Annotated in this window: 10 protein-coding genes, 2 tRNA genes and 1 rRNA gene; 6 read left to right on the top strand and 7 right to left on the bottom strand. The window is 48.3% G+C overall.

All coding sequences use genetic code 11. The features are described from left to right. Nucleotides 1-72 precede the first annotated feature (72 nt). Nucleotides 73-187: ribosomal RNA gene (gene rrf, locus ACK5LI_RS02345) — 5S ribosomal RNA — on the top strand. 1,572 nt (nucleotides 188-1,759) lie between these two features. Next, entirely contained in the window at nucleotides 1,760-2,269 is a 510-nt protein-coding gene (locus ACK5LI_RS02340) for a DUF2179 domain-containing protein (RefSeq protein WP_416946024.1), read from the top strand. A gap of 358 nt (nucleotides 2,270-2,627) precedes the next feature. Here ACK5LI_RS02340 and ACK5LI_RS02335 read toward each other — a convergent pair whose 3' ends face one another. Further along, a complete protein-coding gene (locus tag ACK5LI_RS02335) occupies nucleotides 2,628-3,284 on the bottom strand; it encodes a hypothetical protein (RefSeq protein ID WP_416946023.1) in 657 nt (218 codons plus the stop codon). 711 nt (nucleotides 3,285-3,995) lie between these two features. Between ACK5LI_RS02335 and ACK5LI_RS02330 the strand changes: the two genes are divergently transcribed. Next, nucleotides 3,996-6,365 (top strand): response regulator, encoded by a 2,370-nt coding sequence (locus ACK5LI_RS02330; protein WP_416946022.1) that lies wholly within the window; start codon nucleotides 3,996-3,998, stop codon nucleotides 6,363-6,365. 50 nt (nucleotides 6,366-6,415) lie between these two features. Here the strand turns inward: ACK5LI_RS02330 and ACK5LI_RS02325 are convergent, their stop codons facing one another. The 3 genes from ACK5LI_RS02325 to ACK5LI_RS02315 form a co-directional block, all read right to left on the bottom strand. Then, on the bottom strand, nucleotides 6,416-6,790 hold the full coding sequence (locus ACK5LI_RS02325) for a response regulator (RefSeq protein WP_416946021.1): 375 nt from the start codon (nucleotides 6,788-6,790) through the stop codon (nucleotides 6,416-6,418). 150 nt (nucleotides 6,791-6,940) lie between these two features. Then, nucleotides 6,941-7,016: transfer RNA gene (locus ACK5LI_RS02320), tRNA-Lys, on the bottom strand. Between the two features lie 82 nt (nucleotides 7,017-7,098). Further along, nucleotides 7,099-9,012: a cytochrome c biogenesis protein CcdA gene (locus ACK5LI_RS02315; protein ID WP_416946020.1), complete on the bottom strand. Its 1,914-nt coding sequence runs from the start codon at nucleotides 9,010-9,012 to the stop codon at nucleotides 7,099-7,101. Nucleotides 9,013-9,107: 95 nt separating this feature from the next. Between ACK5LI_RS02315 and ACK5LI_RS02310 the strand changes: the two genes are divergently transcribed. Then, nucleotides 9,108-9,183, top strand: a tRNA-Lys gene (locus ACK5LI_RS02310). A 216-nt stretch (nucleotides 9,184-9,399) separates the two neighbouring features. On the opposite strand, the gene ACK5LI_RS02305 is transcribed toward ACK5LI_RS02310, so the two are convergent. From ACK5LI_RS02305 to ACK5LI_RS02295, 3 genes are read right to left on the bottom strand one after another with little or no spacing between them, the layout of a single operon-like run. Further along, a complete protein-coding gene (locus tag ACK5LI_RS02305) occupies nucleotides 9,400-10,224 on the bottom strand; it encodes a DnaJ domain-containing protein (RefSeq protein WP_416946019.1) in 825 nt (274 codons plus the stop codon). Between the two features lie 47 nt (nucleotides 10,225-10,271). After that, on the bottom strand, nucleotides 10,272-10,775 hold the full coding sequence (locus ACK5LI_RS02300; RefSeq protein ID WP_416946018.1) for a YkgJ family cysteine cluster protein: 504 nt from the start codon (nucleotides 10,773-10,775) through the stop codon (nucleotides 10,272-10,274). A gap of 5 nt (nucleotides 10,776-10,780) precedes the next feature. Continuing rightward, entirely contained in the window at nucleotides 10,781-11,191 is a 411-nt protein-coding gene (locus ACK5LI_RS02295) for a CoA-binding protein (protein ID WP_416946017.1), read from the bottom strand. Between the two features lie 267 nt (nucleotides 11,192-11,458). Here ACK5LI_RS02295 and ACK5LI_RS02290 point away from each other — a divergent pair, with 267 nt between their 5' ends. Together ACK5LI_RS02290 and ACK5LI_RS02285 are read left to right on the top strand one after the other, a co-directional pair. Then, nucleotides 11,459-12,703 (top strand): M24 family metallopeptidase, encoded by a 1,245-nt coding sequence (locus ACK5LI_RS02290; protein ID WP_416946016.1) that lies wholly within the window; start codon nucleotides 11,459-11,461, stop codon nucleotides 12,701-12,703. A gap of 224 nt (nucleotides 12,704-12,927) precedes the next feature. Then, nucleotides 12,928-13,082: transposase (locus tag ACK5LI_RS02285; protein WP_416946025.1), on the top strand; the 155-nt coding region annotated here is incomplete at its 3' end.

Raw genomic sequence — 13,082 nt, 5'->3', positions numbered from 1 at the left:
CCGTTGTCGATGTGGCGCAGGGAGATATACCTGCCGCCTTCCCGATAACCACCCGCCCGGCCACGAATTTGCCTTGGTGACCATGGAGGCTGGGGTACACCCGATCCCATTCCGAACTCGGAAGTTAAGCCAGCCATCGCCGATGATACTGCAGGGTAGCTTGTGGGAAAGTAGGCCGTCGCCAAGGCTTTTTCTTTTGAAAAAGCGCAACAGGCTCTGATCAGATACGATCAGAGCCTGTTGTCGTTTCGGCAGCCGCGCCATCTCCATCAATTGCTCAGAAAAGACGTTTGTAGTAGTTGGCGCCGCGGTTTCCTTCTTTCTCTTTTCCCTTCCTTAATTGTTTCCAGACACACATCCTTTAGTCCGTTTGTTGCGGCTCTCATTAAACCCATGCTGGTCCTTTCAAGCCTGTACCGGCATAGTAGGCCTGTACGAGTATAGTAGCTCCCATTGGATTACGCTTTGGTGTGCGCTTAAGACCAGTTGTGCTTTAATTTTTATTTCTTTCAGTGAGTTTTGCTTGTGGGCTGATTCTGTGCGGACTCTTTGGAGAGGGGCTGCCTCATGACAAATACTTCATGAGTTCACCTTCTCCGAGCTTCAGTCAGCTTCTTTGTCCAAACTCATATTCATAGTCCCTCACTCATCCCTACAGGATGGACATTGTAAAGACAGGTCTGACAGAAACTACTCTTCTCTGCTTAAACGTCGCTTCTGAGCTCCGTCATCATAAGCATTATACCCAAAGCATTCGCCCTAGTTTGCACTGTGGTTTACTTTTCACTCCTCTCCTTGCAATCAGTTTTGACCGAGGGCCGATCCAGGCTGGCTTGTGCGCGACCTCTATCATAGTGCTTCAGCATGTAGGCTTATTGGGCAGGACTTCGCGTGTAAGCTCTTTGCAGGGGCGAGTATCTATTTGGACTTGTCGCTTTAGAATTCTGCTATCGGTGCAAAAGAAACTGATAACAGCATGGGCGTTGCTAATACATCCAGTCGGAAACTCGCTCCATCTGCAGGAGCGTCGCTTATTGATAAGGTAAATGATGCGTCCGCGTAGCTTACCTTCAGTCAGTTTTGTCTGAGGTCTGATCTCGTGATGGCTCTTTATAGGGTGGCTGTCAGATGCTTTCGCTGCCTGGGGTGTCGCTACTGTGCATTGTTTTTTGATCTCTTTAACTCGGATAGCTCTTTTGGGGCATGCTACCTTCAGGGGCTTTATCAGATAACGCCAGAAACTCTGTGTCGCTTGGGCGCTAAAATCCAACTACGTGCTTTTATGGACTTGCAAGCGACCTTGCAGGGCTTATAAGGATTAGAATCGTGTTTAATGCTTTATGAGTGGATGTCACCTGCGAAGTTTTCCCGATAGTTCCGTTCGTTAGTCTCTCTGTGGGGCTTTAGCTTGCCTTGTGCGGCGTTTGCAGCTGGGAGACTGGTCTGAACGTCAATACAAATCACTGCGCGCAATAGACTCGATGAATTTATTTCCAGCTTGAGGCACATTGTTCAGTGGCAGAAAGAGATAAAACTCAACAGTATTAAGTTGATTGTCTGATTTGTGATAATGATGTATAGTTTTAGTATGTTGTAAACACGGCTTTAAAAGCTGGTTTTCAGGATATACATATCTTGTTTGGCACGTCCGGTGCCAAACTATCCCTTTACATAAAGAATTATTAGCTCTGCTTTTCGAATTGGTTTGTGCCGTTCGGGGGCATGTTGCGCATAAAATTAGATAGGTGCGGAGGTGTATATGTTTACGGCTGCAGGTCTTTCCACTGCGTTGGTAGTTTTTTTTGCGCGTATGTGCGATGTGGGACTTGGTACCATCAGACATGCCATGATCATCCGCGGGCAACGGCTCATGGCATTCAGCGTTGCTTTTTGTGAAGCATTGATCTGGGTGTATGCGGTTTCCAGAGTAATATCGTCTGTTAGTGATCCTATGACTTCCTTGGCTTTTGCTTTGGGATTTGCGTCAGGAACGTATGTTGGTATTACGCTGGAAGGATTTTTTAAAATTGGCGAACAAGTGGTGCGTGTATTCACTCCCTACGGAACTGAAGTTGCTTGTAGTCTGAGGGATGCTGGATTCAGGGTAACCGTTTTTGATGGTCAGGGACGTGATGGAGTGGTCAATCTGCTTTTCGTGCAGGTACGTAGAAGGCAAGCCGCAAAGGTTGCAGCGTTGGCTCGTGAAGTTGACCCTGAATGTTATATCGTTTTTGATGACATAAGAGGCGCGGATACTGTTCGCAAATAGTGTTTATGAAAGTTAAATGGCACCGAATCATCCGGTGCCGTTTTTTATGAACGAAAACGCCACGCTCTGCGTGAGGTCCCAAAGGGCTTAGCCTATCAACGCCCGCCAACGTTGCTCTAAGAATAAAAGCAGACGTGGATGCCTTTTTTAGAAATTTGTTAATATTATGTCTTTAGAGGTATAAGCCATGCCGCCCCTTGAAGGGCTGTCCTGATCGTACTGCCATTTTGCAAGAAAGCGTTTGTGAGAAAGTATAGGTCTACGCTGGGCGTTGCCCAAATTAGATTACGTTGCGAGGCCACGGCTGCTTACGGCAATATTATGTATGCAACTGGTGAACAACTTTTGCCCTTGGCAACTACCAATTGATAGTCAGCGGAAGATGAGGGCGCAAATCGGCATGTCGCTTTTGTCTGCAGTTGTCGAAGCATAATTCTAGCACGTGCGTGGGGCCGGATTCGACTGTTACCCCTTCCGACAAATTGATGACTTCGGCAACTTTTGAGAGGGGCTGCTCTCCATCAACTGTAATTGTAGCTGATGTTAGTTGCTCAATACCTGCAGGATGCAGAATGGGTTCTTTTATTGCTCTGACAGGTGTCTGCTTTATGAAGTCGATGAAAACGTAACTAGGTTCGCATAACGGACTTTGCGAAGCCACTTTCATATCAAGCTCTGCCGGCAGGTAGTCGGGGTGATAGCTGCGAAATTGAAATGGGCATTGATTCGACACTGAAGGTCTGAAAATGAGGCCGAAGGGTGAAATTTTTGCGTCTGATAAAGCAGTAAAACGCTCTTTAAGACCGATCGGTTTAGTTGTCTCTCTTTCCAGTTCCTCTGTGGTCTCAACCCACAGTAATTCGAGCATAAAGTTATGAAAGAAAAAGCGTTTGTTTACTGTTCCCTGTCCGAGGTGACGATTACTGCTTCCTTCGATTAATCCGATAGCGTTAATAATAGCTTCTGCAGCAGGAGCGTCTTGTGTAGTGCAGATGAAGATGTGATCCAGTTCCATGAATGTTCTCTTTTGTAATTTGTGTGTGGTCTGGTTAATTGCATTAATAAAGTGTGTTAAAATAGGAGATGCAATTGTTTATGAATATTTAATTTTTATAAAAAAATTGCTTCCTTTTATGTAACTTGTCAATTTTTAAAAGATACATAAAAAAGCCTTACCTATTTGCCAAAGGTTGCAATGCATGGAGCGTGTGGAGGGGGTGGCATGTTGTTTTTGTCGTCCCCGTGCTTGGCGGGGGAAAGGATTTGCTGTACATCTGTTTAGGCCTGTGACGGTGAGTAGCCTTGCTAGTCTGTAGTTTTGATTCTTAGACATTGTGAAACTGATTGAAACTATTTGCTTTTTTGTACGAGATGTCTGCCTGAATCAGCAACTCCGAAGCGGGTTGTGTTACAGTGCCGCTGAATGGTTCAGATATTTGCCTGATTGCTTCGGTGTCGTTTTGGCCGGCAAACCTGTACCGCTTTCGTCGGGCTGTTAGGGGCTTGAAGAGATTCTGCGAAGATATGTCCGGTTTCGACGTTTTGCGGTAGACGGCATTATAAGTTTTCAGGCTTGAAGGCCTCCGGTATTACCGGAGGCCTTCTTTTGTTGTATAGTGTTCATAGCGCTGGACTCTTGAATGTTCTATGTAAGTTGGACCAGCAATGCAGCATGGCTTGGGAGTTTATCCTGTCGCTGAATTCTTTCTTGTTTCGGAGTACAACTATGAAGCTTTTCAGACAATATCCGCTTCTTTTAAGCAGTATTGCCATATTGTTCCTTTTGTTACTGGGGTTGGGAGCAGCTATGGTTGGCACCCTGCTTAATCAGGCTGAATTGAACAACAAGTTATATATGGTCTCAGAAGAAAGAAGTGTTTCGTTGCATCTGGCTGATGAACTGCGCAAAAGCTCTGACGAATTAACGCGCATGGTGCGGATGTATGCCGTCACTGGGGATGTCAGATACCTACAATATTTTAATATAATTCTTGATATCAGAGACGGCCTGCTGGCTGAACCTGAAGGATATGACGGTATTTTCTGGGATTACATAGTTGCATCTGATGACGTGTTTTTGCCGGTTCGTAAACCGGGAGTTTCGATGACTGCCAGGCTCCATAATGCTGGAGTAAAAGCAGAAGAGTTTGCGTTGTTAAATTCGGCGAAAGGACAGTCTGACGCTCTTGTAGAGCTGGAACGCCAGGCTGTGAATATTATCAGATCCAGTGGGTCTGAGTATCGCGGGGAGAAGCGGTCGCAGGCTATCGATATATTGCACGGGAAAGAGTATCTCAAAGCCAAAAAAGGAATAATGCAGTCCATTGATATGTTTGTCAGCAGGCTTGAAGATCGCACTTCTCAGGAAGTGAACACTGTTCATAAAGAGCTGACAGTATCTAATACCATTTTATTTTATCTTTTCGCTACGTTTATTGTTGTATTTCCAGTACTCGTGATAGTTGGCTCAATTTTCCATAAAAATGTGAGCAACAGCCTGCGTATGCTGGTGGAACAGAAAGACTCAGAAATCAAGAGTCGCAGGAAAGTCCAAGAAGAACTTGCCCGTAGTAAAAGCAATCTTGAAGTTACACTCAATTCTATTGGTGATGCAGTTATTTCAACTGATACGGAAGGGCGGATTGTCCAGATAAACCCGGCAGGAAGAGCGCTGACAAAACTTGCCTATGAAGAGGCTTTGGGCGCGTTGTTTGATCAGAAGGTCAAACTGCTGGATGCCGTTTCTAAAGAGGAAGCAAAACCAACCTTACGGCAGATTATGGCTTCTAAAGAGCCTGTTGTCGGTCAGGAGCGTATTCTGGTTGTGCCGGGCGGAGACGAGCTTGTCGTCAAAGGCACCGGTGCGCCTATTTTGGATCAAACCGGAAACGTGAAAGGTGCCGTTGTTGTTTTTCGTGATATTACGGAAGAAAGACAAATGCAGGCACGGCTGCTTCATAGTTCAAAAATGGAAGCTGTCGGGCAGCTTGCAGGCGGGGTCGCCCATGATTTTAACAATATGCTTGGCGCAATTTTTTCTTCAGTTGAAATATTAAAAAGAAGAGTTCCGGAAGATGAAAAAATTGAAAAATATATCGATCTGATTCTTGAAGCTGCCAAAAGAGCGGCCGACCTGACACGTAATCTGCTTACCTTTGCGCGGAAGCAACCTAAGTTGTCTACTGCGATCAATATTCATGAGTCAGTAAAGGCTGTTGTGGATATTCTGAAGGAAACCGTCGATAAACGCATCAATATCAGAGTCAATACAACTGCTGATAGCTCATATATTATCGGTGACCAGACACTGATACAGTCTGCGCTGATGAATTTGGGAATCAACGCTTCGCATGCCATGGAAAAAGGCGGCACTTTGACCATAGAAACACGTAATATCGGGCTTGATGAAGTGGATACAAAGGTAGGAATCTTTAAGATTGCACCAGGCGAATATATTGAAATAACAGTACAGGATACAGGCAAGGGCATTCCGCAGGAAGTTTTGCCTCATATTTTCGAGCCGTTTTTTACAACAAAAGAAAAGGGGAAAGGGTCCGGACTGGGGCTTGCTTCCACCTTTGGCACCATAAAGCAGCATCTTGGGGCAATCTATGTGTATAGCGAAGTAGGCATCGGGACAACATTCCGCATCCTGCTGCCATTGGCAGAAAGTTATACGTTGACAACAGAGGTTGAGAGCGAAGAAGAAGTTATCGGCACCGGCCGTATACTCCTGGTGGATGATGAAGAGCTTATGCGCGTTACGGGACATACGCTGCTGACAGATATGGGCTACGATGTAGTGCTCGCAAGCGACGGACAGCAGGCACTTGAAGTATTTAAGGAGCAGCAGGGTGCTTTTGATCTTGTAATTATGGATATGGTCATGCCGAGAATGGACGGGCGTGACTGCTTCCGTGAATTGAAGAAAGTAGACCCTGATGTTTGCGTGGTGTTGTCATCCGGCTTTACGCAGGAAAGTGATCTGGCGGAAGTTAAAAAGCTGGGACTGGCAGGTTTTATCAACAAACCCTACCTGCGGTCTGCACTGCATAAAGCTGTGCAGACCGCATTAAAAGAGAAAGCCAGATCGTAATGTAAGGCTTTAAACGTGTGTCACTGGTTGATGTCCGGATCTAGCGATTATTACGAACGCCTTGAAGTTAGCGTGTGTTCAAGGTGTGAAACGAGTTCATCAAGATCTGGAATAGGTTTCAAGAAAAACCCTGCGGCCCCGAGCTTTACAGCTTTTTCAACTTCGTCGTCATAGCCGGAGCCCGACAAAACTATGCAGGGGATGCGTTTTAATAAGTTGCCAGCTGCCTGTAAAAACTCATACCCATCCATACGGGGCATGTTCAGGTCAACTATGATTGCCTGTATTTTTTCCTGATGAACAGCCAATATGGATAGTCCTTCCACTCCGTCAGAAGCTTCATGCGTGTCATAGCCTGCATCTTCCAGATAGGCGGAAAGTGTCATCCTGATCATCGGTTCATCGTCAATAATTAATATGCTCATGGTACTACCTTGCAATGAAAGAAGCTAAGGGTATCAGCGTAGCATGATATCAAGGGCGGGTAAACGGCATGAGATTTTAAAGTTTACTCATGCCGACGGGTGAGAAAATAAAAAAGAGTTACGATGTATATCGTAACTCTTTACTTTTTGTGGTGGGCCATCAGGGACTCGAACCCCGAACCAACTGATTAAGAGTCAGCTGCTCTACCAATTGAGCTAATGACCCGCTTGAGCGTCAAGCGCGGAGCGTAACTTAGGCAGAACAAGCGCCCTTGTCAATATTATTGTGTAATAAATTGTTCGGTTGCTCAGTTTTTTTGTACGTTAGACAGCCCAAATGCCTGAAACAGCGCTTCTTCCATTTGCGAAGTAGTGAAAACATCGCGTAATATAAGAGGCTTGTCCGCATGCCGACCTTTGGGGAAAAGAGCAACCACAGGAATGGAACTGCTGCCCAGCGACCTTAGCAGGGCGTCCCCTTCCGGGAAAGGCTCAGTCAGGTCCACCTGAATAAGCAGAGCATCATATTCTTCTACCCACCGTTGCAAGTTCTCTGCATGCAGCGTTGTCTGCTCCAGAACCTTGCAGTTCGGGCACCAGTCTGCCGTAAAATCCACGATGATATTTTGTTTTTCCAACCGCTCCTTAAACTGCAGAGCGTTGAATGACTTCCAGCCGGGATGCGGTGAGGGAGGAAGAGAAAGCCACCACGCAAATACGGTTACAAGGAGAATACAAATTGAGCGTACTATAAGCCGTTGCTTAAAGGATTTTTCAAGGCCGGAAAAGCGCCCCCAAACCCAGGCAGCCAGTGCTGTTACCAACATCAGGGCCAACATGGCGGGCCAGATGGAAGGGGGCAGAATCTGTAGCAGGTAGAGCGCTGTTCCCATAAGGAAGAACCCTACCAGACGCTCAAGAATACTGATCCAGCTGCCCGGTTTGGGAAACTTGCTGACCAGAGAAGGACGGGCTGCCATAAGCAGATACGGCAAGGCCATTCCGACACCTACGCTGGTGAAGACGCCTCCCAGAATGAGGGGGGGCTGGATAAAAGCCCATCCCAGCACACCGCCTAAAAAAGGACCAGAGCATGGCGTTGCAAGCAGGGTAGCCATGATTCCTGTAAAAAAGGCCTGACTGCGAGGTGAAGAATCTTCGTCTTTGGGCTGGGCTTTCAAGTCAAGCACCGGCAGGTTGAACACGCCGAACATGCTTAATCCAAGTGTGAAGACCAGCAAAACAAGAGCCGCGACAACGGTTTTATTCTGGAAGGCGCTGCCCCATGCCAGCCCTGCGGCACTGAGCACTACAGCCAGTAAGAGGAAAAAGCACATGATTCCTGCAGAAAACCAGATGTTGTGCTGCCGGAAGTGCGCAGTGCGTTTTTTGGGGTCTTCAATACCACTGGCAGAAAGTAGTGTGGAAAGCTTGAGGCTTACAACGGGAAGCACACAAGGCATGAAGTTGAGAATAAAACCGGCAATCAGGCCGAAAAGAAGTGCTTTACCGAGCGACTGCACTTCAAGTGATTCAAGATAATAGCGAGGCGAGAAGTCCCAGCTGTATCCGGTTGTATCCGGTTGCTTGGGCTGGATTTGCGGGGATGTTCCGGTGCCGGCTGTAGCGCCCCTTGTGTCAGGGGTACTGTGCAGCAGCTTAGCGTATTCGTTCCACCACGGTTGCGCCTCGGCTCGTGGCAAGGAACTGCTTACAGCAAGAACCCCTTCACGGGAAACGGGCCAGCAGTTGACGTCAGAACACATCAGTGCCGTGACGCTCCACGAAACAGGCACCGTATCCCCCTGTTGCAGATGCTCCAGATCAACAGGAAGGAAAAAGCGGGTAGGCCCGTCATGAACGTTTACTGTGACGGAAGGGTCAAACGTGTCTTTTTTGGGTTTGCCCGCAGGGTACAGAATACGTGGCTCCGTTTCGTTGGCCAGTGCGGTGATGCTGACAGGTCTGCCGGTGCCACCGGGGTCATGGGCATAAAAATGATAGCCTTCAGCAGGAGTAAGAGTAAGGACAATAACTTGCCGCGCAAATCCTGCGGCATTGACACTGAACGCTTCTGCATGCGCAGTCAGAGGGTCGGCAGCCTGTGTTGCATCCTGTGCGGGAACAGGCGGCAGTTCAACTGCACGGGCCGGAGTAACTTGTAGAAGAAGTAGCAGAGCGAAGCAGGTAATAAATCTGAACAGGAAAAAATGTATCTTCATGGATAGGTATGTACTTTTTTTATTAAGAAACGAAAAGCTGCTTGACATTGCAGCGTGTTCCACTTAAATCACACTCCGCGCTCAGCGCAAGGAGCGGGTCATTAGCTCAATTGGTAGAGCAGCTGACTCTTAATCAGTTGGTTCGGGGTTCGAGTCCCTGATGGCCCACCACTCGAAAGCATAAAGGTTACGGTTGTTATCGTAACCTTTTTTTTGTTTTCTGGATACTGTTGAAGTAGTCGGGAAGATGTGGGTATCTGAAGAAGAGGCATTGTTGTTCGAGAAGCAGCACCGCAGCGATTGCCGGCATGATATGCCGAACCATTGAAAGGGATGTGTTGCAGCTTTCTGTAAGGTGCCATTTTTATACGAGAATAACCAGTTATGTTATTGTGGCGTACCTGTTTTTACCAAGATGCGTATGTACAGATCGCCGCGTAATGCACCTATTTTTCTGCCTTGTCCGCGCAATCTGATAGGACGTCCAACTACAAAATCAGGGGGCAGGGTTACTTCCAGCGTTTTCTTTTCTCCCGTCAGCCCCACAGAAATGTTCAGGCGGACTTTAGAACCGGGTACTAATTTACCCGCAGGCAGGTACACTGTCTGCTCATCGTCCATCTGGCCCCGCATCCAGCCTTTTATACCGGCAAAAACGCCTTGGCTGAGATCAAGGTTCAGCTTTGATTCGCCCCATTCTAAAGCCAGTTTTTTGCGCTTTATCGGCTTTTTGCGGCTAAGCGCACTGCCTTCACGCTTTACCTGTGCATAAATATCTTCGAATACGCGACGTGCAAAAGGGTCTTTCAGGATGTCCTGCAGGACGTCTTCCTGCTTGTAATAAAAAGGACCGGCGTTGGTTTTTGTGTTATTGGTCTGGGGCTTACTGCCGCCATCGTCTTTAGTTGTAAAGTTTTGCTTGGCACGACTGTATGCTTTAAACGCTTCATCACGGGTTTGCTTGTCACTGGCCGTGCTGGCTGTGCTATTGCTTCCTGCCGTGCTGCGGGAAGAGGAAGTCTGCTGGTTTACCTGTCTTGTCAGGATGACATAGGCTTCATTAAGGCGCTGAAACTGACGACCTGCATCCGGTTTGTCAGGATGCAGGTCGGGGTGCAGTTCAAAAGCACGACGACGGTACGCCGTTTTGACAGCATCAAGACCTGAATTCTCAGGTACCTGTAAAATCCGGTAACATTCCTGCAGGGTCACGTTGTCACCTGTGCGTTATGGCGACTGGCCATGCAGTGTCGCCGGTGTTAGCTTGCCGCGGGTGCGGCGCTTCCGTCTCGGGTAAGTGTTTCGGCTTCTTCTTCTGTAACAATGAGGGCTCGTGCTTCTGACGTAGTGTCAGAGGCAAGCAGGCCGTTATCGCGCAGATAGCCTACTCCTGCTGCTGCAAATTCAGCGTGGCGGATGTCGGACTTGATGCCGGGGCAGAAGTCCTTTGCCATTTCCAGACTGTCCCCATCTACCAGATTGCCTCTGAAAAAAGGCCACGCGCGGCAGATGTCAGGCTTTGCCTCATGGACAGAACACCCTTTGCCGTCTTTAAAAAAGATACAGAATTGATCATTTTTAACCCGAATCATCAGCTTGCCACCACGGCGCTCGCCGTAAGCCGTTTCAAATTCTTCAGGTGTCATTTCAAGGTGGCTGCATATACGGGTCAGGTCTTTGGGACCTACAACTATACCGCCTTCTCCAAGGCAGCAGTGCCCGCACATTTTACAGTCAAAAGCTTCTTCGTCAGGTCTCTTCATATTCTTTACCGCATAACGCGTTGATGTTCTACCATGATGCATTTGTCTTCGATAACGGCGATGTTGTTCTGCGCCATCAGTGCTCCTGCTTCGGGACTGCTGATGCCCAGCTGCATCCAGAATGCCGCAGGGCGATGCGCCATAGCCAGAACTTCCCTTGCGTGCTCAGGGCAGTACTGGGAAGCGCGGAACAGGTTGACAATATCCACTGCAACGGGAATGTCCGTTATTGACGCATAGGTGGTCAGCCCCCATACATTCTGACGCACAGGGTGAACAGGAATAACAGTGTATCCGGCCTTAATCATATACCGGCCTACGGTATCTACTGCCTGACCGGGCTTGTCTTTGGCGCCGATAATGGCGATTGTCTTTGCCTTAGCCAAAATATCACGCATGGTGTCGTCAAACAGCATTGCAATTCCTCTCTGGTATGTGTGCCTGAATTCGCCAGGTCGGCGGGCGTGCCGCCATGACCGGCGAAGGTATATGATACGTATGGCCCTCGTAAAGCGCAATCAGCGCAAAAGAGGGGGTATAAATGAAACATGGCTTCGCCTTGAAAGGTTTTACCCTGACCGGTTACTTCCGCCCATGGTGAGGTTACAGCCCAGTCTGACTGTCAGGGGCAGCGGGACTTCCTGCAATTCAGGTGAAGTTTTACACTTTTTATGGAGATAATAATGACAGAGCAGTCCGTCCAGACAATAGTGGCCGCCGAGCGTATGCCGGAGCAGGAACTTGCATTGCGATATGCGCGTCTCAGAACGATTATGCAACAGCAGGCGCCGCAGGTTTCAGGCATGCTGATTTTTTCGCGGCTGAATATCTATTACCTGACAGGGACGCTGGGGAACGGGGTATTGTGGTTGCCCGTTGAGGGCGAACCGGTATTGTTGTTGCGTCGCGGACTGGAACGGGCCGCCGCTGAAAGTCCGCTAAAGCACATTCTTTCATTCCGCTCTTTTTCTGATGTTATTCCGAGCTGCTGTGATGCCGGTTCGCCTTTGGGCCGCGTGGTTGGTGTTGAGCAAAGCGGGCTTACGTGGCAACTGGGCAGTATGTTGCAGACCCGCCTGAAAGATGTGGAATTTGTAGCTGCCGATGGTTGCCTGGCGGCATGCCGCAGTGTGAAAACGGAATGGGAATTGAGGAAAATGCGTCTTTCCGGTGCACGTCATCATGAAGGACTGTACCACAGGCTGCCAAAGTTGCTGCATCACGGCATGACTGAACGGGCAATTGCCCACGCCGGATGGCAGACGTTCTTCAGTCTTGGTCATAGCGGTATTATGCGTATGAACGCGGCAGGCGAAGAAATTTTTCTCGGTCATGTATGTGCAGGTGAAAGCGGCAATTACCCCGGTCATTTTAACGGGCCGCTGGGCCTTGTGGGCGAGCACCCCGCAACCCCTGTCATGGGGTATGCCGGCCGTGTATGGAAGAAAGGACAAGTGCTTTCATGCGATATTGCATTTTGTCTTGAAGGTTATCACACGGATAAAACACAAATTTATTATTCCGGTTCTTCGTCTTCCATTCCAGACGTGGTACGGCGTGCTCATGATGCTTGCATTGAAATTCAGCAGCGCACGGCAGAGGCGCTGAAACCGGGTGCCATCCCTTCGAAATTATATGCACACTCGCTTGAGCTTGCAGAAAAAGCAGGTTTTGGTGAAGGCTTTATGGGGTTGGGCAATCGCAAGGTCGTGTTCCTGGGTCATGGTATCGGCCTTGCTATTGATGATCAGCCTGTTCTTGCAAAGCGGTTTGACGCACCAGTGGAAGCCGGGATGGTTTTTGCGGTGGAGCCTAAAATCAGTATAGCTGGTGTAGGCATGGTAGGGGTGGAAAACACCTTTGAAGTTACTGCAAAAGGCTCCCGCTGCCTGACTGGGGATGCGTATGATATTGTCTGCGTCGAGTAGCGGGCTTCAAGGTGTTTTTGCGTAACGGACGTTACCTTGTACGTAGCCCGTTCATAAAAAGGCTCACCGGATGGTGAGCCTTTTATTGTATGCAGACCCCCCCCCGCTAGGCGGGGGGTTCCGTAAAGCTTAAAGCTATAGAGATATTAGTAAAACTCCTTTTGATTTGCTAACTAATCCCTGCGGTCTGGCAACTGCAGGTGGCAAATCAAAAGGAGGTCACAATGGGTGACGCTAAGAGTTTAGCCCACACAAAATGGAACTGCAAATACCACGTAGTGTTTGCGCCAAAGTATCGGCGGCAAGTTTTTTACGGAGAGAAGAAGCGCGCAGTGGGTGAGATATTGCGCAAACTGTGTGAGTGGAAAGGTGTACATAT

Source organism: Oleidesulfovibrio sp. (assembly GCF_047973035.1).
Classification (GTDB): domain Bacteria; phylum Desulfobacterota; class Desulfovibrionia; order Desulfovibrionales; family Desulfovibrionaceae; genus Oleidesulfovibrio.
The sequence above is the reverse complement of the archived record's forward strand: the minus strand, read 5'-3'. Positions and strand labels throughout refer to the sequence as shown.

Coding starts and splice junctions, on each gene's coding strand:
- ACK5LI_RS02340 (WP_416946024.1), top strand. CDS start 1,760: ATGTTTACGGCTGCAGGTCTTTCCACTGCGTTGGTAGTTTTTTTTGCG.
- ACK5LI_RS02335 (WP_416946023.1), bottom strand. CDS start 3,284: ATGGAACTGGATCACATCTTCATCTGCACTACACAAGACGCTCCTGCT.
- ACK5LI_RS02330 (WP_416946022.1), top strand. CDS start 3,996: ATGAAGCTTTTCAGACAATATCCGCTTCTTTTAAGCAGTATTGCCATA.
- ACK5LI_RS02325 (WP_416946021.1), bottom strand. CDS start 6,790: ATGAGCATATTAATTATTGACGATGAACCGATGATCAGGATGACACTT.
- ACK5LI_RS02315 (WP_416946020.1), bottom strand. CDS start 9,012: ATGAAGATACATTTTTTCCTGTTCAGATTTATTACCTGCTTCGCTCTG.
- ACK5LI_RS02300 (WP_416946018.1), bottom strand. CDS start 10,775: ATGAAGAGACCTGACGAAGAAGCTTTTGACTGTAAAATGTGCGGGCAC.
- ACK5LI_RS02295 (WP_416946017.1), bottom strand. CDS start 11,191: ATGCTGTTTGACGACACCATGCGTGATATTTTGGCTAAGGCAAAGACA.
- ACK5LI_RS02290 (WP_416946016.1), top strand. CDS start 11,459: ATGACAGAGCAGTCCGTCCAGACAATAGTGGCCGCCGAGCGTATGCCG.